The 21,360-nt window shown below is 36.7% G+C and carries 21 protein-coding genes and 1 tRNA gene; 11 read left to right on the top strand and 11 right to left on the bottom strand.

The features are described 5' to 3' along the window. The first annotated feature begins 3 nt into the window (after positions 1 to 3). The 3 genes from EGK14_RS19930 (at position 4) to EGK14_RS19920 (ending at position 1,384) form a co-directional block, all read left to right on the top strand. On the top strand, positions 4 to 423 hold the full coding sequence (locus tag EGK14_RS19930; protein WP_125290831.1) for a hypothetical protein: 420 nt from the start codon (positions 4 to 6) through the stop codon (positions 421 to 423). A 95-nt stretch (positions 424 to 518) separates the two neighbouring features. Beyond that, positions 519 to 941 carry a hypothetical protein gene (locus EGK14_RS19925; protein ID WP_125290830.1) on the top strand — a complete coding sequence of 141 codons (423 nt, stop codon included), beginning with the start codon at positions 519 to 521 and terminating at the stop codon, positions 939 to 941. Positions 942 to 1,075: 134 nt separating this feature from the next. Continuing rightward, positions 1,076 to 1,384 carry a DUF3892 domain-containing protein gene (locus EGK14_RS19920; protein WP_125290829.1) on the top strand — a complete coding sequence of 103 codons (309 nt, stop codon included), beginning with the start codon at positions 1,076 to 1,078 and terminating at the stop codon, positions 1,382 to 1,384. A gap of 74 nt (positions 1,385 to 1,458) precedes the next feature. Here EGK14_RS19920 and EGK14_RS19915 read toward each other — a convergent pair whose 3' ends face one another. The 3 genes from EGK14_RS19915 to EGK14_RS19905 all read right to left on the bottom strand — a co-directional run bounded on the left by EGK14_RS19915 (position 1,459) and on the right by EGK14_RS19905 (position 3,990). Beyond that, the gene (locus EGK14_RS19915) at positions 1,459 to 2,412 is read right to left on the bottom strand and encodes a hypothetical protein (RefSeq protein ID WP_125290828.1); all 954 of its coding nucleotides are present in this window, start codon (positions 2,410 to 2,412) and stop codon (positions 1,459 to 1,461) included. A 45-nt stretch (positions 2,413 to 2,457) separates the two neighbouring features. Next, positions 2,458 to 3,444 (bottom strand): toll/interleukin-1 receptor domain-containing protein, encoded by a 987-nt coding sequence (locus tag EGK14_RS19910; protein ID WP_125290827.1) that lies wholly within the window; start codon positions 3,442 to 3,444, stop codon positions 2,458 to 2,460. A gap of 63 nt (positions 3,445 to 3,507) precedes the next feature. Next, positions 3,508 to 3,990 (bottom strand): type VI secretion system tube protein Hcp, encoded by a 483-nt coding sequence (locus tag EGK14_RS19905; RefSeq protein WP_125290826.1) that lies wholly within the window; start codon positions 3,988 to 3,990, stop codon positions 3,508 to 3,510. An 81-nt stretch (positions 3,991 to 4,071) separates the two neighbouring features. Here EGK14_RS19905 and EGK14_RS19900 point away from each other — a divergent pair, with 81 nt between their 5' ends. Beyond that, positions 4,072 to 4,863: a DUF4225 domain-containing protein gene (locus tag EGK14_RS19900; protein ID WP_125290825.1), complete on the top strand. Its 792-nt coding sequence runs from the start codon at positions 4,072 to 4,074 to the stop codon at positions 4,861 to 4,863. Here the strand turns inward: EGK14_RS19900 and EGK14_RS19895 are convergent. Next, positions 4,851 to 5,177 (bottom strand): hypothetical protein, encoded by a 327-nt coding sequence (locus EGK14_RS19895; RefSeq protein ID WP_125290824.1) that lies wholly within the window; start codon positions 5,175 to 5,177, stop codon positions 4,851 to 4,853. The genes EGK14_RS19900 and EGK14_RS19895 overlap by 13 nt on opposite strands. 329 nt (positions 5,178 to 5,506) lie before the next feature. Between EGK14_RS19895 and EGK14_RS19890 the strand changes: the two genes are divergently transcribed. From EGK14_RS19890 to EGK14_RS19875, 4 genes are read left to right on the top strand one after another with little or no spacing between them, the layout of a single operon-like run. Beyond that, complete coding sequence (locus EGK14_RS19890; RefSeq protein WP_125290823.1) at positions 5,507 to 6,700, top strand: N-6 DNA methylase; 1,194 nt, start codon at positions 5,507 to 5,509, stop codon at positions 6,698 to 6,700. Further along, positions 6,697 to 7,599 (top strand): hypothetical protein, encoded by a 903-nt coding sequence (locus EGK14_RS19885; protein WP_125290822.1) that lies wholly within the window; start codon positions 6,697 to 6,699, stop codon positions 7,597 to 7,599. Before EGK14_RS19890 ends, EGK14_RS19885 begins: the two co-directional genes overlap by 4 nt. Positions 7,600 to 7,602: 3 nt before the next feature. Continuing rightward, a complete protein-coding gene (locus EGK14_RS19880; protein WP_199746497.1) occupies positions 7,603 to 9,624 on the top strand; it encodes a hypothetical protein in 2,022 nt (673 codons plus the stop codon). Next, the gene (locus tag EGK14_RS19875) at positions 9,621 to 10,532 is read left to right on the top strand and encodes a hypothetical protein (protein ID WP_125290821.1); all 912 of its coding nucleotides are present in this window, start codon (positions 9,621 to 9,623) and stop codon (positions 10,530 to 10,532) included. Before EGK14_RS19880 ends, EGK14_RS19875 begins: the two co-directional genes overlap by 4 nt. Positions 10,533 to 10,690: 158 nt before the next feature. Here the strand turns inward: EGK14_RS19875 and EGK14_RS19870 are convergent, their stop codons facing one another. From EGK14_RS19870 to EGK14_RS19855, 4 genes are all read right to left on the bottom strand, one after another. Next, positions 10,691 to 11,023, bottom strand: a complete 333-nt coding sequence (locus EGK14_RS19870; RefSeq protein ID WP_125290820.1) for a hypothetical protein — start codon at positions 11,021 to 11,023, stop codon at positions 10,691 to 10,693. Positions 11,024 to 11,051: 28 nt separating this feature from the next. Next, the gene (locus EGK14_RS19865; RefSeq protein WP_158616070.1) at positions 11,052 to 11,693 is read right to left on the bottom strand and encodes a DUF4755 domain-containing protein; all 642 of its coding nucleotides are present in this window, start codon (positions 11,691 to 11,693) and stop codon (positions 11,052 to 11,054) included. 222 nt (positions 11,694 to 11,915) lie between these two features. Next, a complete protein-coding gene (locus tag EGK14_RS19860) occupies positions 11,916 to 13,151 on the bottom strand; it encodes a relaxase/mobilization nuclease domain-containing protein (RefSeq protein WP_233598545.1) in 1,236 nt (411 codons plus the stop codon). Continuing rightward, on the bottom strand, positions 13,120 to 13,506 hold the full coding sequence (locus tag EGK14_RS19855; protein WP_125290818.1) for a hypothetical protein: 387 nt from the start codon (positions 13,504 to 13,506) through the stop codon (positions 13,120 to 13,122). The genes EGK14_RS19860 and EGK14_RS19855 overlap by 32 nt, the downstream gene beginning before the upstream one ends. Before the next feature lie 1,079 nt (positions 13,507 to 14,585). On the opposite strand from EGK14_RS19855, the gene EGK14_RS19850 reads away from it, so the two are divergent. Genes EGK14_RS19850 through EGK14_RS19840 form a run of 3 tightly spaced genes read left to right on the top strand, consistent with a single transcriptional unit; the run spans position 14,586 to position 17,723 of the window. Continuing rightward, a complete protein-coding gene (locus EGK14_RS19850) occupies positions 14,586 to 16,439 on the top strand; it encodes an NUDIX hydrolase (protein ID WP_125290817.1) in 1,854 nt (617 codons plus the stop codon). Continuing rightward, the gene (locus tag EGK14_RS19845; protein ID WP_125290816.1) at positions 16,432 to 17,166 is read left to right on the top strand and encodes a hypothetical protein; all 735 of its coding nucleotides are present in this window, start codon (positions 16,432 to 16,434) and stop codon (positions 17,164 to 17,166) included. Before EGK14_RS19850 ends, EGK14_RS19845 begins: the two co-directional genes overlap by 8 nt. Beyond that, positions 17,163 to 17,723, top strand: a complete 561-nt coding sequence (locus tag EGK14_RS19840; RefSeq protein WP_125290815.1) for a dCTP deaminase — start codon at positions 17,163 to 17,165, stop codon at positions 17,721 to 17,723. The genes EGK14_RS19845 and EGK14_RS19840 overlap by 4 nt, the downstream gene beginning before the upstream one ends. Positions 17,724 to 17,998: 275 nt before the next feature. Here the strand turns inward: EGK14_RS19840 and EGK14_RS19835 are convergent, their stop codons facing one another. From EGK14_RS19835 to EGK14_RS19825, 3 genes are all read right to left on the bottom strand, one after another. Beyond that, positions 17,999 to 19,249: an integrase arm-type DNA-binding domain-containing protein gene (locus EGK14_RS19835; protein ID WP_125290814.1), complete on the bottom strand. Its 1,251-nt coding sequence runs from the start codon at positions 19,247 to 19,249 to the stop codon at positions 17,999 to 18,001. Positions 19,250 to 19,428: 179 nt separating this feature from the next. Then, positions 19,429 to 19,503: transfer RNA gene (locus EGK14_RS19830), tRNA-Arg, on the bottom strand. 210 nt (positions 19,504 to 19,713) lie between these two features. Continuing rightward, positions 19,714 to 20,889 (bottom strand): glycosyltransferase family 9 protein, encoded by a 1,176-nt coding sequence (locus EGK14_RS19825; RefSeq protein WP_125290813.1) that lies wholly within the window; start codon positions 20,887 to 20,889, stop codon positions 19,714 to 19,716. Positions 20,890 to 21,360: the final 471 nt, after the last annotated feature.

Raw genomic sequence — 21,360 nt, 5'->3', positions numbered from 1 at the left:
TATATGGCTAAACATCTAGACAATAAAGATATCAGCATAATTAAAAACACAATAGCAGGTTGGGACAGTGAGAAGACAGGGAAGCTTTCATGGGAATATCTTTGTGACAGGCTTGAACCACTAATTGGTAAGCGACCAACCCGTCAGTCACTGGGGCTTCACAAAGATATCGTCATGGCTTTCAATCTGAAGAAGAAAAATATTAAGTCTGGAAACGATGAAGAAAAACGGCCAGCTAATTTAAAAGTTGCTTCACAGCGTATCAGGAATCTTGAACTAAAAAACAAAATACTGGCAGAAGAGCTGAGAAGTCTGGAAGAGAGGTTTGTTGTCTGGCAGTACAATGCTATACACAACGGAATAAGTTTCGAACAACTTAATAATGGATTACCTGAGATTGACAGGGAAACCAATGCTGATTAAATAATGTATTGCGCAGATATTGCGCAATTTAAATAATATGTTATGTTGTATATACAACCAGGGAGTGGTTGATTAATTTTGCAAGGATGCAATCTATGAAAAAGATAGACGCTCTTTCAAAGGAAGAAAAGCTACTTTTGCTTTTACAAATGTTCATTGAAAGATTAAAAAAATCAGGTTTTGCTCAGGACAAGATAATTAGATATATCTGGCTGTTCTGTGTCGGCTACTACATTAAGTACTACCTTCCACAATCTAAAACAGATCCTACAGATCGTTTTACGATCATATCTATGCTTTCAAACGCTCTAAAATCGAGTTCTCCAAGACTCATTCAGCACCTTGGCTATGAACATGAGATCACGTTTTTCTTTCGCTTTATGGTTCATTACGCCATTGATAATGATGAAGAAGCTGAGGGCGTTTATCGTGAGGAGCGAGTTAAATATGAGAAAGCGATACTGTTAAACCAAGTGACAACTACAAGAAAGAAGAAGAGGGATGGGAAAAGACTTTAGATTTGCGTTAAGGAGAAATTTAATTTCAAAATTGTTTAAGATCACTATTTTGAAACAATCGTTTGGCAAAAGTTTTTTACTAAGAGTATAAGAAAAATGCAGCGATAAAGCTGCGAATACATCTGGATAATATAATGGTAACTAAATGGGCTGATTACCTTATATCTAAAGTTAGATATAATGATAAGCATACACACATTACTGACGTTATGGTACATGTCGACAATGGTGACACAGTAGGAAATGGTACTTCCTACAAACGCGAATGGGTAATTGAAAAAATAAACGGTAAAAAAAGCTTTTACACTATTTTGAAAGACGCTGATGATAAGTGGAAAAAAGGACAGGAAGTAATAAAAGATCGTGTCAATGGTGTGGATTATATCACTACGAAACCTAACGGTTCTGCCAAAGATAATTTAGAAAATCTTCCTGAATATTAGTTTGAGTATTTATTCAAAATGGCTCTGCATGGATTGAATGAGCCATTTTTATTTAAATTTAAAGCTCTTGTATTTTATGTTATGAAAATAGATAAAATAAGAAGAGTCATTGGGATGCATATTATTAAGATTACAGCTAAGGCTATAAAACCACAAGCGCTCATTGAAGCTGTTCCAGCATTTTTAACCAGAAACAAAGATAAGATCTCTAATTTGGTTAAGGATTTAATAAGGATATAGCATAAGAAAATAATAATCAAGCTTATCTGAGCCATAAGTGATGTGTAAAGCATTAATGCTTGAGGTATGAAATAATTTGTCATTAGTCCTTTAGAAGTCACTATTATCATTGTTTCGTTATGAATTATATTAAGAGATGAATAAAATGTTTGAACTGGTTCCCAATTTGTAATTGGTCTTTTTTCTAAATAAAGGCCTTGCATTGTATATAGATCATCAATTGAACTAATCTTTAATTTATAGATCACTATTGTAAACAAAAAAACAATTAATAAGATAGACGTTATAAAAAATAGTATTGCTTTAAATGAGCTAAACCTATTTCTTAAAGAATATTTTATATATACCCGTGTTATCGAAATTGAGATGAAATCTAAAACTAAAGAGTACACAAAGCCGTAATTTAAAAAGTTATTTATAGATGCATCTAGAACTGTTGGGATATGATTTGGTATTATATGGTCAGGGTTATAAAAAATCAACATCCATAAAAACCATGAGATAAAAAGAAAAGTTGAATATAAAATTGTAAACAGCGGAATGGTTAAAATTTGTCTTTTAGAAAAAAAATTTGCACCAAAGAGTAAAAAGAAGTTCGTGGACCACCATTGCGCAAATTTTTCGGCTTTAACTTTTTTTGTAGATATTAATTCGGTGATTTTTAATGATATAAGTATCTTCCTTTTTTCGTCAAAGCTGAAAAGCCCTAGCATAATCCCACATAAACTTAGGATAGCAGAAAAAGGAATGGCTATAATTCCAGCAATCGTAACAAGTTGATCATGCATAAAGTTTTCGCTTCAAAGTTTAATTGTTAAGAAAGCAGTAATAAATTAAGAGCGTTGAAGAGGTGATATTAGTAGCTCCCACAGGTATTCACTGGCACCATTAAAGCTAAGCTTTGCTGTTCGTTGTACACCACCATATCCCATACCCATGGGGACTAGAAATAATGATTGCTCATCATAGTTAAGTGAAAGAGATTCCTGCATTGTGTTTTCAGGAGCGCTTTCATCATTCGTATAAGAAATTCCTTTTCCAAAATATCTGCCCGTATTTAATCTAATGCCGCATTTAGCAACGGTTTTACCATCGCGATATATAACACAACCAAAAGCATTGTGATCTATTGGTATAAAGCGTGTATCAATTCCTTCATTTCTTTCTTTTAATTCCAATAACGACTGTTCAAAAAATCTTTTGACATATTTCATAGCTTCGTCAAGGAATCTATCTTTATCGACATCATTAAACGTTTTCGCTAATCTTAGATTGCTAGAGCGGGGGATATCGATATGGGGAACATTTGAAGGGAATAAGATATTCCTAGAAGTAACGCGTCTCGGTGATTTTGAAGTGTTTTTAACTAAAAAAGCTTCTAAAGCTTCTAATGCTTTACGCAACTGCTTAACAATATCTAAAAATGCGTCATCCTTGTCAGGCCACTTCGATACGGGCATACCGTCTTTTGGTACTGCTAAAAGTTTGCTAAATGGAGCATTAGCTGATTGCCAGTCACATGGCCGCAAGATGACAGGTATCACCTCGCACTTACCTTGATCCCGAAGTTGCATTGCTCGCTGCACTTCAACATCAAAACAATAACTTGAAGCTAGGAAATCAGGGCTTATTAGCAACAGAACTATGTCAGACTTCTCAAGCTCAACGTCAATGGTCGAATCGATTTGTGAACCAGCCACTATTCGTCTGTCATGCCACACGTCAATTGAGCCTTCTCTTTTTAACATAGCAAGATGTACTTCAAGCTCTTCTCGAAATTGCTCGTCTTTATGCGAATATGATACAAATATGCTAGTCATAATTAGCTCCTCAAAAATTCACAGTTTTTAGATCATGCTTAATCACCCAATATCCTTGAAAGTCTACAATTCTTTGTTACCTTTAATATCCCATCCAGACTGGCTTTCAGCACCTTTGCCGCCGCTTGCTGACTGTTCCCAATACTGTGTTTTAACTTTTGAAGCCTGGAACTGATATGAGACACTGATCAGGTCACGGCTTGTAGCGCCATTGAAAATTACATTGGTGATAAGAACGTCTTCAAGCGTAATGCGACAGTACTCGATTTGGCTCCCGCCAGCCTTACATACCGAAAGCTCAACCTTACCGATATGCTTACCGTTAGAGACATAGCGCATGATTGCTGGAGTTGCTTTGTCTATGAGGGCCTGAACCGAGAGATCACGGTACTGAACTTTTCCAGCACCACCTCCGCCTCCAACTGTCATGTTCCCCGGCTGGTTCGCGCCCCATGTGAAAGATTCAATAGAAGTCCAGCCTTTATGGTTACTATCCTGCGATTCACCTGTTATGCCATCAATTTTTAAGAAGAGATCTGTGCTCATAGTTGGTCCTTTCACTTTCCCTGAGAAGGGTAATCTGATTAAATAACTTAATGATACGTATAATGACATAAAGGCACAGCCATGGACTACTGGAAACCAAACAGATTTAAGGATTACTTTCTGACTATGGCTCATGCCGAGGCGAATCAGTTGCTTAGTAATGCCAATCACTTTTCTCACCTGTACCTGAAAGATGGATTCAATCGATTGCGCTTCCAGGATGACGTTAAAGCTTTCGTTAATGCTCAACTCAACCTTGTCCGTTCAGATTCAACTGATGCTCAATGCCAGGAGTGCATTCAAAACCTAAAAAAGGAAAATGAGTACCTCACTATTCAGGACAGAATGCTGAGGGCAGGTACGGCTGCGGTTCATGCCTCAGTGCAACTTGTCAGGAATGGAGATTTTTGGGGCTATGTGATCAATGGTGTTGGGGTAGTGCTTAGTGGTCTACAGGTCATAGCAGGTGTTTCGGTGATTGGAGCTTCCCTTGCGTCAGGAACAATCATAGGGACAGCCTTTGGGGGAATGTTGGTTCTGCATGGATTCAACGGTTTTCAGGAGTCTGTTGAGAACCTGGTTTATGGCAAAACTGATAGTGTGGGATTACTTAAACAGGGTTATGTAGCAACAGCTGAGTTTTTAGGATTCGATCAGAGGGTTGGGCAGTTAGCATACAGTTCAATGGACCTGGCACTGTCTCTCTATGGCATCTTGCGTCTGGTACAAAAACCTGAGGCCTGGCGTCTCTACTATTACCTTAATACCGACTACGTTCGCGGTATTAAGGAAATGAGCAGAAAAGAGCTATTCATTGAAGTCTATAATGACGCTTCAGCCATTAAGTCAATCTCTGATACTTACAAAGAGTGACCATGCTTTTTCATAAATCTGTAAGCTTTGAATGCAGGTTTCAAAGGTACGAATATATATAAAATCACGAAACCTGCTACAAGTGTGATCGAATACGAAACAAGGTTTTCTTGTGTGCCACTGCAAATGGTATAAATGAGCCCTGCGAGAAAGATTGCTATTAATATCATTGCAACTATGAATCTTTTCTTTAACTGTGAAAGAAGCCAAGGATAAGGATAACCGTCTTTCTCAGCATGCTGACGTATCACAGAGACTTCTTTTGGGGTAAATCCTTCTTCTAACAGTAGTTTTTCTATATCCAATTTGTTCATAAGTAGGCAGTGTCTTTTGTTTAATTAATGATTATTATAACTAAATTTAGTTCCTTGGTACAAGCTAACTTGTCTTATCAACTCATGCCAGGGCTATTAAAACATGAAGATCTAACACCCATAAACAGTAATTTTAGGACTTAAAGATGATACAGAATGCAGTGGTTATACCATTAGCGATATAATTGTCTACTAAGCAAAGCAGGTAGAGTTTTAGCAGGAATGTAACATTCTCTTGTTAAGGTTTTATTTTTAGTATAAAATAAATTAGTATGTTTAGTAAAGAAAAGTCATTCTAAAACTTGTATGCCTCTTGGGAGTTAAACCAGATGACTATGGACTTGTTTTTTTTTGATAGTCGGGAAATCAAGAAAAAGCATTCTCAGTATTATACTGCTAATGAGCTTGGCGATGACATCATTAAGCTAATACCATTCGATGGTAACGTTCGTAGTATCTTAGATTTAAGTGCTGGAGAAGGCGCTTTACTGCTGGCTGCTTCCAAAGTGTACAAAACAGCAAAGCTGGTTGCTTTTGATATTGATCCAAATAACGTAAAAAAATTAAGCAACATAAACAATTGCATCTCTTATAATCGAGATGCCACTTTAGAAGAGTCAATTAATTTAGCGGCAAAGAATTTTATAAAATATGACATCGTAGTGGGTAACCCACCTTTTAAAAGTATAGATAAAACTACTTATTCGGATTGTGTTTTTAAAAGGTATGGTTTGTATTCACAAAAGGATAAGATAAGAGCAGAAGTGTTATTTTTACTTGTATCGTTAGATTTACTTCGTAAAGGTGGGATTGCTGCATTTATACTTCCTGATGGTTTTTTTACTAATGTTTCTTTTTCAGAGTTAAGAAAAAATATTACAGATAACTACAATATTTTATCAGTAGTAGAAGTTCCAAGTAAAAGTTTTGTTGGCACAGAGGCTCGCACCCATATTATTATTATTAAAAAGGAATGTCCGGGTGACAGGATATTACTCAAATCACTTAATGATCAAGGTGTGGAAATTTATATAAGCAGAAATAATTTCGTAGGTAGAGGAGATTTTAAATATCACTCTCTTCCTGTTCCTATTAATACAATCCCTTTGGGTGAACTCGATGTTGAAATTATTAGAGGAAGTAAAAGCGTATTTAATCGCTATCCCAGCTTGCTTAGTATACACACCAATTCTTTTGGGTGTAAGCCTCAGTTTTTTAAAGAGAACACACTGATAACTCAAAATGTTAATATGAAGGTAGCTCGAAAAAATGACATTGTCATACCCCGAGTTGGCACTAGAGTAATTGGTAAGTATGGCGTTATTAAAGACGGTTATTTTAGAGTGTCTGAATGCATAATTATTATTAGAACCTCCTGTGAAAATATTTTTGACATGATTCTTAGTTCGCTAGAATCAGATTTTGGGCAAAAGTGGTTGATAACTGCGGCTAAGGGTGTTGGAGCGCAGCATATTACTATTGATATAATGAAAGAATTTCCTGTCTTTATGGAAAAAGCATGAATATTGATGAGCGATTTGATTCTATAATTGATAGCTTTATTGAAAATGCGGAGCTATTAATAAAGTTTAATTATTGGGATAATCTAACGGTTAGGAAACTACATGGATGGCTTTCAAACTTTAAATCCAGAGAAGAAAAATATCTCGCTGCGGCCATTTTGAACTCTATAATATTTAGGAGTGAGAAAGCAAAGCTCGCTTTGAGCGAAAATATATTTCACATTTTGCTTCCTCAAATTTTGGAAGAGAATGATGTTTATACTATAAAAAATATTAAAGAATGGATTAATGATCTAAATGGAAGAAGTTGCAGGGAGCTACCTTTTAGATTTGCTGCAATTAATAATGTAGACGGAAGAGCTGTTAAAAGTGGTGAGGTTATTTTGTCTGCCATCCAAAAGCAGTTTTTTGAAAGCACTCTTACTGTTTCGTTGGATGCAGCTAATAGTTTAATCGAAAAAGGGAAAATTAAGGCTTTAATTTTCTTTGATGATATCATAGGTACAGGAACGCAGTTCAAGACATTTTATGAAAAGTCATTGTTATCTACAAAAAAAATTAAGGTTTTTTATATACCATTTGTAGCCGTGGCAAATAGTTATAAAGATTTAGAGAGTGAATATGAGAATTTATTTATCCGTCCAGTTGAGGTGATTGATGCAAGTCATATGTTTTTTTCAAAGAACAATATAGCCTTAAATGTCATCGATTCTTTGAGTCATGAAGACTTTAAAGCATTTTATCTAAATTTGTGTCGTAAAAATAAAATTAATATAGACGGCAATTTAGGGAAGGGTAATTTAGAACTAACTTATGTATTTAATAACTCCACCCCTAATAACAATCTGTCAATATTAGTACATCACAATGACCAGTGGAATCAACTCTTTAAGAGATAGATTATGACTCAAAAATTAAGTGACGTATTTTCAAAAAATAGAACTGAAGAGTTTCCTGATGACGTATATAATAAGTATGTTATTCCATTAAATAATGATGAAATAGATATAAGTAATGCTTCCAAAGCCTGCGTCATAATTGGAGGGCGCGGTTCAGGTAAAACTATGTACTTAAAATATTATTGCCATAGCACCTTGTTAAGTCCCCAAGGAAAGCGAATCCCAATTCAGGAAATTAAAAATTTAGGGCTCTATTGGCGTCCTGATACATCTTTTACTCAGCATATTTCGGAAAGCTGGCTTGGTAAATATTGGAGTGTTGCTTTTAATAGTTACATGTCTTTGTCCCTCTTATTAGAATTCACGAAACTTATAATTAATTTAGCAAATTCTCATTCTATTAAAGACTCTTGCAAAGAAAAAATACTTAATTTTAAATGTTCTCAACAGATTATTTCTGCAATCACTTTCGATAAAAAAGAAATTAATTTCTCTGAGGCAGGGAATCTTATACGTTCGGCACTGTTCACTTTATGTAACTGGATCAATGCTCCTATAACCGAAACTCCACCTATAGTGTTAGATTTCAAAAGCACTATTAGCCTTATTACTGATGAGATTATAGGTATTGATAAAATACTCTCAAAATTGTCTTTCCATATTTTTATTGATGAGTTTGAAAATTTAATTGTTCCACAACAAAAAATAATCAATACTCTCATTAAACACGGTCGTTCACCTGTATTATTTAGTATTGCTCATAAAAAGAGTGCTGTGATATCTAGAGATACTTTAAGTGATGAAAAAATTGTTGAAAGAAATGATTTTAAATTAATAGATTTAGAAGGTCATTATAATAAGAACTTTGATGTTTTTGCAGGGGAAGTACTGTTACTTAGACTGTATAGCTATTTTAAAGATAGTCATTATGAAGAACTAATGAAAGAGAAGGGATTTGATAGGTTTAGAAAACAAGATTCCTACATTAAAAATATAAAAGACCTTGCAAATACTATCTTACCAAATTTCTCTTATAAAGAGATATCGTATCAAATTATAACTGACGATGTTTTATATCGGAAACTGTTTAATTTAATCGAAGAAGGTTTAAGCATGCATTCTTCTTTGAAAAAAATTAAGCCGGAGAGTTTTATTGATCCGGGTTTTCCTGAAGCAACCTTAGTATCATCAGTTTTACTTAATAGAAGCCGGAATTCACCCAGTGAAATTTTGAATGAGCTGGAATTGTATAAGTCTGGATTAAACAGTAAATTTAAATCTTGGATACCTAATAATTTAGTTGGCGTGATTTTACTCATTTACAAAAAAACACCTCAAAGAGCTTGTCCATTATATGCAGGTTATAACCAATATACTTATCTGTCTAAAGGTAATATAAGACATTTTCTGGAGTTATGCCATCAGACGATGTTACAGTCTGAAAGTAATGAATTGAATAAGGATATTTCAAGTATTGATGAGTTAATAAAAATTCCTATAAATATTCAGTCTCAAGCGACAATTAAAACTAGCCGATTAGAGTTTGAGAAAATTTCAGATTTGGGACCCCATGGATTACATTTGAAGAAAGTCGCAAATAGATTAGGTAAAATCTTTAGTTATAGTCAATCTAGGAGAACACAAAGTGAGGTTGAGATTAATCACTTCACCCTCGATTTGTCTAATGAAATGGAATTAGATGAGAAGACTATAACTTTATTAAATGAAGCTATAATTTGGTCTGTATTAATTGAAGAAAAAAGCACTAAAACTAAAAGTAACGAAAGTTTTGAAACAAAAGACTACTTATTGCATCCAGTATTATCACCATATTTTGGTATCAGCTATCGTAAAAAGAAAAAACTCAAACTGAACAAAGATCAGACAAATGTAATCTTTTCTGGTGATGATAAAAGTTTTAACTCTCTCCTTAAATCTTTGGGTGAAAAATGGGATTTAGGAGAAGAACAAGAAAGTTTACAAGATGAAAAAAACATTATTGGTAAGCAGTTGGGGCTCATATGATAAACATTGAAAGAATTAAAGTTGAAACTGATATTAAATCACTCAATGTCGGTGAGTATAACGCTTTCTTATGTGGTGATGCTCTTGATGAAAGAACTAAGAAAATTATAAATGAAATAACAGTTATGCCTCGCTATGTTATTAAATATAATAAAGAAAGCTATACGCTCAACGTTAATGAAACAATATATAACATATTTAAATTTCATAATTTTTTCATAGACAATAATATTGAATATCTTTTAATCGATTCTACATCACTTAGCTTTCCAGAGATTCTTTATATACTGGATGCAATTGCTCGTACTGGTAGGGAAGTTGTTTGTAAAATAGTTTACGTAGAACCTGCTGAATATACGAAAGAAAGCACAACAGAAACTGATGCTGAATTTAAATTAAGTGATCATAGACATCCTTTTGTTGCTCTGCCAGCTTTTGGTGTTGATAATCAAAGTGTCTCTGGAAACAAAGCAGTGTTAATACCTTTTTTGGGTTTTGAAAATTCCAGGTTGGGGCATATTTTAGAGAATGATGATGGTGCTAGTTTTGGGAAACTAATAGCACATGTATCAGTTCCTGCTTATAAGGCCGGATGGGAAAATACGTCATTAAAAAAACACATGCGCTATCTTAAAGGCATTGAGGCAGAACTTAAAGTGTATCCAGGATCCAATCCATACTCTGTTAATGAACTTTTAGTAGAACTTTCATATATTCATAATAAAATCGTTATTACTCCTCTTGGTACCAAGCCCACAGTCATAGGGATATGTATTTTTTTAGTTAATAATACAGGTTATAATAAGATTGATAAGCAGGTTGGAGCTATTTATGACTTCCCTGAAAAGTCCCAAGGTAGAAGTTCAGGGATAGGTGCTATATATACCTATTTGCTGAATTTTAACTGAAATTTAATAAAGGCACAATTTTTATATTTTGTGCTTTTATTATCTCTTAATTATATTTTTTATAGCGATCCAATTACCTAGAATAAGTTTTGGGGTGAAGTTTAATTATTTAATCCTCTGGATATATATTATATAAACTTCAGTTTTATTAAATCATTTTATGGAGTTACCTGCCAACTACCGTCAATCTTTGTAAAGTTGAAGTCTGCAACAGTTTGTTTTTCTCCTAAGTATGGCAGAGTAATGTCTGTATCCACTTTGCAAAGGTATGTACCTTTCTTCTCAGACTTCTTGCAGGAAACCTTCTCAGCTTTGTTCAGAGTAGTGAGCATATCTTTGTTGTTCTCACCGAATCGCTGTTTGGCTTGCTGGTTTGTGTGGTCAATGTTGTCCTGCATGGCTTTCTGGATCTCGGAAGAGGAGGGCTCGCTGTCGCAACCAGTGAGCAAAACTGACAAAGACAGGACTGCAACTGATAAAAATTTATTCATTTATTAATCCCTTATTTGATAATGGTGATCATTGTGTTGCTGTGGATTTGTTGAGTGTCTGATCAAAAATTTCACACCACTGCTTCAACTGCATTTCTGTATCCCGGATCCCTCGTTCATGGTGGAACCGGCCTTTACGGGGGTGAAATTTTATCTGCCATTCGGGGCACTCAATGTCTTTCACCTGGATAAAGAATCCAGAGTTCTCGAAGTTTTTAAGGCGGGTAAGGTTGTTATGGCCTTTACTCCCCAGCATGCCAACCATATCGAGGGCTACGATTTCACCTCCATTAGCGAGGTGGTATCTCCAGCCTTTAACGTCACTAAACTTATAGGCTTTCTTACGCCTGCCATTCTCCAGAGTTAACAGCTCCCGATTTGTATCAATGGTCATTTTGCTGCCCTGGAACTCATGGCTCCACAGACCGTTGTTATTTACGTTCAGCAAGTCGATAGTCGACGCGTTTGCTCTTTTATGTGTGTATGACACATATGCTGTTAGGAGTAAGAAGAAGGCAGGTAATGTCCACATGAACAGGAACCCAGCTGTGTCTTTTGGATTTGTATCAGTCAGTATCCAGACAATCACCAATACAACAATCCAGAATCGGATTGAACGAAAGAACGAAGGTTTACGTACTTTCTGACTATTCAAAGCCGCTGTACCCATTTTATATACCTTTGACGTTGGGTGGTTCATAACTAGCTGATTGGTAACTGCTTTTACTGGTCATTTTTGAACGAGTTCAAAACTTAAGCAAATCACTTGTACCGATCGATGATTCTTTTTTGATAGGTGATGACTATCGTATATCATTTATCGATCTGTAAAAACGATCAATTGTTTGTGCAAATAAGAACTTAGGCTGGAAAATTGCGTTGAGGCAGGAGGTTATCGAAAGGGCACTGTTGCGCGCTCAGTCAAAGTTTGGCTGCTGCCTGGTGGCTCAGATAACGCAGGTTCAGCTGAGAGGACTGTATTAATTGTCGAAAATGAGGATTTTTGGTGGAGAAACGTCTTACCTGCCTTTTTGAGCAGGTCAGTGAAAGCGGCCAGGTAAGGAATGCTCAGTAGCCACTTCAATACCCTTGTCATGAAGTAGTCAGTACTGCTGGTTTGCTCGCTTGGCAAATGCGTAATGTTGAAGGGGGGTTGCGCTTCGGTTGCTTCCGTTCTTTGTTCATGTACTAGAGATTCTGCAATTACTTGTGTCTCTAAAGGTGCGGGTGAGGGCTGTGAAGCCACCTCTACGATCACAGGAATATCAGATTTACTCGCCTCATTACCACTTGAAGCCAAAGTTTTCAAAGCAAACAGCAGGGGATTGTCACGTTCAGGTTCGTAGTGAAGCCTTTCCTGAAGGTTGACCCATGAGTACGTCTTCCCTAGCTGGGAAGCTTTGAAAGCTATACCGGAGTATTCGAATGAGAAACCATTCATGCGGCCAGAAGTGGCAATATTCGGAACGGGCGTTATGCCGTGCTCGCCAAGTGCTTCAACGAAGCTCGGAATGTCATTGTGAGTACTAAGGATCGTGTCTATTGCGTTCTGCAGGAATGTCTTGGGCGTTGGCTGACCTTCACGCTTCTCCTTCTGTTGCTCGCCACGTGATAGCTTCTTGCGCCTTCTGGCAGGGGAAGAGCTGTGTGAAGGAGAGGGGCCTTTTGTTCTGGTCAGTTCATGTGTTAGCTCCAGCTCCTGAATTATGCGTGTACTGGCAAGGTTTTCATTCCTGCCCAGGTAAAGCCTCCCACCAATCAGATCCACTCTGCTGGCAATGATATGAATGTGCTGGCCGGCCTCATCGTCATGCATGACATAGCAGCGTAGGTGCGTCTCACTGAACCCCATGCGATTCATGTAGTCGTCAGCAAACACAACCCACTGCTTCGCTGTTAGGGATTCACCTTGTGGCAGGCGAAGCGAGTTGTGCCACACCGGTTTCGCCACGTCAGTCCGAAGTGAAACAGAAGCGCTGAACTCAGCAATCAACTCAGCTGCTGAGTCCCCCAACATGTTCCCGCCGATAACAACCGGATCGGTTTTATGGTGCGTTCCTGGTTTCAATGCGTATAGGACAACACCTGCGAAGCTCTTACCTCGTTTGATCTTCTGCATGCCCTTCATCAGAGGGGATACTCCATAGATCAGCGGTAAGGAGGCGAGAGCGAAGTTCAGTGATCTGTCGCTTAACGGCGAACAGTTCAGTCTTGGTAAGAGGGTTACATGACTGCTTTGCGTTCAGGTTGCTAACAATCTCATTGAGCCTGTGATTTATCTCACCAAACATTTTCCATGCGCTTCGGTTGATTTCTGGGATAACAGGCACATGGTTTTTAAGCAGACACATGCGAAGCCATTCGCCTTTGGCGTGTTGCTTACGTTCATGATCTAAAGTATTAAGCTCTGAGTTATTTAGTCTAACGCTGACACAATGAATACGTAGATTTTCTGCAAGGGGAGGGCGGTGTAAATTATTCATAGGAACTCCTTTTCAAAATATGAGCATATTCCTTATGCCTAATCTATTTATAATCGATAGATAACTTATGTCAACGATGTGGGTTTTGACTTACCTTTTTCAACCGAAGGGCAGAAAAAGCAAGGCAACTCAGCTTCGCTGAGTTAGCCCTTGCTTCCATAATAGGTCAATTCGATATTGATATTGACATAGAAAAAATACCTGATATGAGTAATGGAGGTTGTTACAAAAGGAGGAAGGGATGAAAGTGAAACTTATTAAATGGTGGGATGGTTTATCGAATGTAAAACAGGCGATTTTGGTTTCAATAATACCATTCTTATATTCAGCATATTGCATTATTAAAACCTTCAATTGACATTGCTGTTTTTTTTGAAGAAATAGATTGCGCAAATAATTTATTATTACTTGAATTCTCACTGGTAATTAAGTAGGTGTGGATTAATACGAAAAAAATTAGAGAGGCGAAGAAAAAGTTACGCCAGAAATTGCTGTGAATATTCGTTTCATTAGACCACCGCTGAAATGAATAAAAGCAAAAGCCAACGCTGATAACTATCAAAAGCCAATGCTCACGAACATAATTCAATATCATTAAAATGTTTTTCATAAACATCCTTAAATATGTAAGGTTCAACGATTCAAAAGAAAGGCTAACAGGTTTTATGATGATAGAACCAAGGGCTAAAAGTCAATAACAAAGTTAAATTAATTAACTATATGATTATTAAGTTATTTTATTTGTATTGTTAACATTCCTTGCTATCACCTTGTTTTATTTAATAAGTTATGCTAATGTTTTGTTGCTTTGTAGAGAATAATTTGATTTATTTCAGCAACTTAAGAATAATTTTGATCAAATTATTCGCATTTGAAGGTGTTAGCAAACAAAATTGGGGGTGCCTAAAAATTTGAATTACTTAAAATCTATCAAATGAAACTGTCCATTAGATTCTATATTTTAAATTGTAAGTGCTAGCAATGTTTTTCCGAAAGATAAATTTGGTTTTCTTAAAATAAAAAACATTTTCTTATGGCGAAAAGTGTAAAGATATTTAATTGATATTTGAGGATTGAAAATGAGTGTTTCTACTAGGCGGTATGTGATCTCGATAATTGCGCTTGTTATTATAGTACTTGTTTTCCGTTATGTACTAAAAATTAATGATTTTATTAATGCTCTGGTGGCTCTCACTATTGGCGCATACTTTGGTTTTATAACAGGGAGAGATAAGACTGAAATATTTTTTTATCATACCTCAAGGTTTAGATTTAATAGAAATATAAAAAAACAAATAAAAAAGTATGAAAAAGAAAAGGATTTTTTGGGGTTTACAAATGATATTAAATCTTTGTGTAAGAAGTACTTTAACAAAAAATGTTTGGACCGAAATTTCATAGCTTCTTCAAACGAAGATGAATGCTTAGCGCTAATGATTGCTTTGCAAATGGAAAAAGAACCATTCAATATTAGTAAAAACTTAGGGGCTGAATCTTTTCGAAACATTGCTCAGAAAGCAGCTAAGTCTAAAATTTATAGAGATATTTTACTTATAGAATCCCTTAAAGGGATAAAGTGTCAAGTTGGCAGTAATTTTTTTAACATGGATGATAAAGATTATTCTATCGGAGATCAATTAAAAAAGCATTCTGACCATTTTTTTTCTAATAAACTTCTGGATGCAGATCAGGATGATTTAATTGTATTTAGTACTACATCACAAATTTCTGCCGATATAATTAAAGTTATAACTCATCATCAAAGAAACATCGCAAAAGTTTCATTTTTCATTTGTAGTCCTTTTGTAAAAAAGCATGAAGCAATTATTAATATGTGCTCAGAATATCAAAATCCTAAATTTACAACACCTGTTGGACAGTTTATTGAAAATAACGAGGGTGAGGTTAATAGTAAGCTCGATATTGTTAGGCGCGCGCTTAAAATAACAAGCTCGATAAAAAATATTGTCAGTGCAACCGAAGAAAAGAGAATTAACCTTGATTTGTTTTTATTTAAAAAAGAGTATCCAGGAATAAAAGTTAAAATGCTTGTTAAGCAGAAGTATATGCAACTTCAACCTGGCGTTTTATCATATGCTAACAATCTCTACAGATATGGAGTTGATAGTGACTCTGCCGAGCCATTTGGAATAGTTTTATCAAGTGTTAACTCGTTTAAAAATGATAAGTTTTTAATCGAACCTCTGCTTTTGGAAGTGTCTGATATTAATGATTTCGAACTAAAAGTGATTTCAGAATTATGCCTGTGGTTGCTTGAAAATGGCATAACATCTGAAGACATTAATAGTTATCAAGAAAAGCTAAATAGTAGTATAGATGACGAAAAATCTAACCATTGGCTCAAGTTGATAGCGTTTAGCTTAGAAAAATCAAGGCAGTTCGTGGTTGGGAATGTATCTGTTTTTAATCGGTTGATTGAAGATTCTTTAGAAAAGAAAGACGATAAAACTAACTCTAAAGACATATTTTCTGGACAGAAAAATAGAGGTGGAATCTATCATATTACTGTTGCAGTTCTGTTTAAAGATAATGATGAATATTTAATAATTAAGAAGTCAGATCCTGCATATGATGAAAAATATAGCATTGTTGCAGGGCATTTAGATAACAATGAAAGTGCGAATCAGGCTGTAGTAAGAGAAGTTAAAGAAGAGCTTAATATATCGCTTAAAACGACAAACTTAGTCACTATAGAAAAGGGAGTTCCTGATAAATGCAGGTATGGTGCCGAGAATCATGATTGGTATGTATTTTCATCTGAAGAAATAAAAAAAGACAGTGAGATTCTTTATGATAAATCTGAGATAGATAGCATAGAGTGGATGAGTAAAGAAAAAATAAAAAATAATAAAGAGAATCTAACTCAAGGCGCTTATTTGATATTTGAGAGAATGGGGTTTTTTAATGACTAACATAGTAATTCGCCTTCCCGGCGGCGGAAGAATAAGAAAGCGAGATGAAAAACAAGATATTGAATGGTGGGGGTATAGGAACTACTTTATTGATACTGATTTTTATAATGATTTGGAGAAGTTAATAAGTAAAAATAAAAATTTTAATTTTTATTTTATATCAGGTGGAGTCGGTGCTTTTATATATACAAATCTTTGTGATTCATTGGAGTTACACAAAGATTTAAGAGATGAGGTTGGTTGTAATATTGTGAGTGTAATGCACAAAATTTTAATTGAAAAATTAAAAAATAGTGCAGTTAGAATATATCCAGAAGAAATAAGTTTTGATGATATCAATGTGGTTGAAAGCAGAGGTTTTAATTCATTTTTTGTTATGCCTGAAAAACGTTTTCTCTCAACTGACAGTTTAGCAGCTAATGTTGGTCAAATCGTTTCTGCAAACATGATAATTTATATTAAAGAAGGTGCGCCCTTATTTCATGTTGGTTTTGATGAGGCCACAGTAGTAAATGCTTGGGAAATTGATGATATTAGAAGGAGAGCAAAAGGAGTTCAAGGTAACTATATATTAGATTCTGATGCTTTGGGGGTTATTGAGAATCTAATTGCAAAAAACAAAACTCGAACTTTAATTTTAAGTCCAGGTCAATTAAAGGAAATAAATATGGAAGATGATAATTTTGGTTTGGGCCAAATGACTTCTTTTACTGAGGTGATTAAATGATATTATCAAATAACGATATAGTTAACTTTATTGATGACGGAAAATTAATAATTGAAAACTTTAATAAAGAGTGTATGAGACCATCCAGTTATTTATTGAGGATTGGTTCAAAACTATTGAAAATGAAAGATGGAACAGAGCTGATCGATACGAAAAAAGATGACACTTTTAAGTTTTTCGAAGAGGTATTAATAAGTGATGATGGTGTCATTATAAACCCAGGAGATTTCATTTTAGCTTCTAGTGTAGAAAAATTATCATTCGATGAATCGATCTGTGGGGACTTGTTTCAGCTTTCATGTTATGCCCGAATTGGACTTCAACTTAATTTTAGCTCTTGTCATATTGCAGCTACTTTTGGGATTGATAAGCCTTCATCAATCACTTTTGAAATAACTAATTTTTCAAATAGGCCTATAAAAGTCTATCCTAATGTTAAATTTTGTCATCTTCGCGTTCACGAGCAAAAATCTTCTTCTTCTATAAGATACAGAGGTATCTACTCGGGCAAAGACGAGGCTAGACCTTCTGATTTTAATAAAAAGCCTGCGAAATAACCAACTCGCACTTTAAGTTCATCATTTATAGCCAAGTTTCTGCAACTTGGCTCCTTAATCTATTATGTGAAAATGGTTAGGCTTAGTGTTTTCTAAAATACTTGAAAGCAGAGGTCTTCCAGAAAAAATCAGATCTTGTATAAGCAAAGTACAGGTTATTTTAATGGCAGTTTAGGTGTTGCCTGAATAGAGGAACAGTCTTTTAAACGGCAGGTCTTAAGGTGTAATACTATACGAGTAAATTAATTGTCTCCAAGTTAGCTTTAGATATTGGTTTATAACTTTTTAGAAAAGCTATAAGGCGTCAACGTTCTCAGCTTGCAGGCTTCCAGATAGTCAGCCCACCACTGCAGCATAAGTTTCCGCTCTTCTAAATGCTCGGCTTTATGGATGTAAGCTGCCCTAACGCTGTTACGCTCTTGATGGCTCATTTGCCTCTCTACGGCGTCTCTTGACCAAAGCCCGGATTCAATCAATGCACTGCAAGCCATGGTTCTGAAACCATGCCCACAAACTTCAGTTTGGGTATTGTATCCCATAGTTCTAAGGGCTTTGTTGATGGTGTTTTCACTGATCGGTTTGTCGTCATTACTAAATCCGATGAACATGAGGTCTTTGCCACCACTGATTGCATGTAGCTGTAACAACAATTTTTTAGCTTGTTTGCTTAAAGGCACCAGATGAGGGCTTTTCATTTTTGCCCCTCTTGCTGAATATCTAACCCCAGTGAGTGCTTGTCGCTCTGCGGGTATAGTCCATAGTGAGTTTTTGAAATCTACCTCTGACCAACGTGCAAATCTTAATTCACTCGAACGTACAAATGTCAGGAGTGTAAGCTGGGTCGCAATCTGTGTTATGCCTTTGCCTCTGTAAGCTTCAATGCGTTGCATGAGCTCTGGTAGCCGTTCTAAAGGAAGGGCAGGGCGGTGAATACTTTTTTTAGAAATTACAGCACCAGCGAGGTCATAGGCAGGATTTTGCTCAATCAATGCATTGTGGACAGCATATCTCATGATCGCAGTTATGCGTTGTTGAAGACGTGAAGCGAGTTCGAGGTGACCTGTTGCTTCTGCCCTTTTTAGAGGAATCAATAAGTCACGGGTTTTGAGTTCTGTGATATTACGATTGCCAATAATAGGGAATAAATGACTTTCAAGACTGCTTAATACAGTAGTTCTGTGGTTTTCCGACCAGGTCCTGTTACTGGAATGCCAATCTCGTGCAACCTTTTCAAATGTCAGCAGCCCTTTGATCTTGACCTTATCAGCTTTGCGTTTTTCACTTGGATCAACGCCATTTGCCACGAGTTGTCTGGCTTCGTCTCTTCTGCGTCGGGCTTCCGATAACGTGATCTCAGGATAAACACCGAGAGCAAGAATCTTTTGTTTGCTACCAAAGCGATACTGAAAACGCCAGTATTTGGAACCGTGTGGGGTAATCAAAAGATGCATACCATTACCGTCTGTCATTTTGACCGGCTTCACAGCAGCCTTAGCATTTCTTACCTTTAACTCAGTGAGCGGCATAGTAAAAATCCCCGGCTGATGGTATCTGCATTATCGAACCAAACATACCAACAATTGTACCAACATAACACTGTGGATTTTGTGAGCCCGCTGGAGACGCAGGTGGACTATCAAGATGAGTTAAGTGACTGAATGGAATGGGTAAAGTAGACTTTGAGATACGTTGAGAGACTAGCATTTGGTGTCCCCTGCAGGAATCGAACCTGCAACTAGCCCTTAGGAGGGGCTCGTTATATCCATTTAACTAAGGAGACAGCAACAGAATAAACGCTGAAGGTTCATCCTGTTGCGTATGTTACCGTAAGTGTGGCTGCGCCTCAAGGCCTTCATTTCTCGACACGTTTTCCCCTGTAACCGGCTTTCGCCCCATATGGTGGTAAATTGAGCACATCGGTGTTTAAACAGGCGAATCACTAATAATGTCCCGGAAATACGTTCCATTTTGCCTGGGGTTTAAGCAATAGTCAGGAGTCCGCCACGGCGGCAGGCGCAGGCGGTTCAGATAAACAGTAACTAGAACCAGCAGGATAAACAGCGAAACGATCGGCGGCGGCCAGCATAGCTAGAGACGCCCGGAGAACTTTATCCGTATCGAAAGGAAGGGTGGTTCTGTTAACGATTATTTGCTGTACGTTTTCGCCAATGGGCTTGAAGATAGTATTGCTCTGTAACGCATCGTCATAATTGATATTAGTAGAATAAAAAATACTGACGAGCGTTTTATTTAGCGCGCAGGCGACATGGACAATAGCCGTTTCCACCGAGATAACCAGGTCGGCCTTATTGACCAATGAAACAGTATGCCACAAGGAATCGAAGGCGCAGATAAAGACATTGTCCGGGACATTATCAAGCGTCGCCAGCTGGTGCGTCTCGCCCGTAATAAAAATGTTGCAATCCACACGGTGCTGCAGCTTTGCAATAAGATCGAAGATTTGCTGCCGCGTCATGGTTCTTTCGCTCACGCTGGCGAAAGGACTCAGCACAATCAAGGTTTTTTTTATGTATTTCTGCAGGTAGTCTTTGATAAAGGCATCGCCAGAAGACAAGGGATTTAGCCAATAGTGCAGTACGTTACAAGGATGTCCCAGCGCTGCCAGCAGCTGTTTTTGCGGTTCGGTGATATGGAAGTTATCGGGTAAATCGAGAGTGATATGATAAGGACGTTTTAACCAGCCCCCGATACTGATGGCGTAGTTATAATCGATCCGTGACAGCAGTTTTATCTCCAGAAGCTCTTTGCGCTGCATCCATGAGTACATGCTGATAACGATATCGCTATCAATTTTTTTAAGCTGGTCAATATATCTGATATCGACAATAAACACGTCATCGACACAGTCCAGCCCTTTGAAAAAAACCTCGCTTCTGGTCTCGGCAATGATTTGTACTCTGTAGCCCAGATCCTTTAACTTTCGCCATAATCCGGTATGGCATACCGCATCGCCAATCCCAAGGTTAACAAAAGGGAAAATCACGCGCTGCGGCGCCTGAGGGATTTTTTCATGCTTATTGGCACTACGCAGAAACAGGGCTGACAGCACCAGCCGAATTCTCCTTTTCTGCTCGTGAAGATAACGATTTCTTTTCCGATTAAATCTTTTTAACGCGCCATGCAGTTCTGACAGAGACAGGCTCATTCGTAGGGGCACTCCTTATACGCCTCAGGTTCTTCATCCGTGAAAAAATAATGCGATAAAATAAAGCCAACCGTTAACCATGACGAAATTAAACAAATTAAAAACATATATTTTACTTTGTTGTGGTGAAGGTTTGCGGAGGCTTATAGTAACAGATAATAACAGTGTCACAAGAAAGAGAAACGCGTGCTGCCGATATTTATAATATTTTTTATTAATCATTAAAATGGTTTTTTGCTATTTTTATTTATTTTTAATGTGATTATTTGCTTTATTTTTTATAAGAAAAAATATAAAAGTTTCAGATTTGATAATATCTTTGTTGCTGAGTTGCTGAGTTGCTGAGTTGCTGAGTTGATGAGTTGCTGAGTTGCTGAGTTGCTGAGTTGCTGAGTTGGCGCTTGTACACATCACAGCTCCCAGGCGCCGGGCCTAGGGGGGGTCGGGGGTGGGCGGGGGGGGGTGCGGGGG

The organism is Erwinia sp. 198 (genome assembly GCF_003937915.1).
In the GTDB taxonomy this organism is placed as follows: domain Bacteria; phylum Pseudomonadota; class Gammaproteobacteria; order Enterobacterales; family Enterobacteriaceae; genus Erwinia; species Erwinia aeris.
Note: the sequence above shows the minus strand (reverse complement) of the source record. Positions and strands in the feature narration are given on the sequence as shown.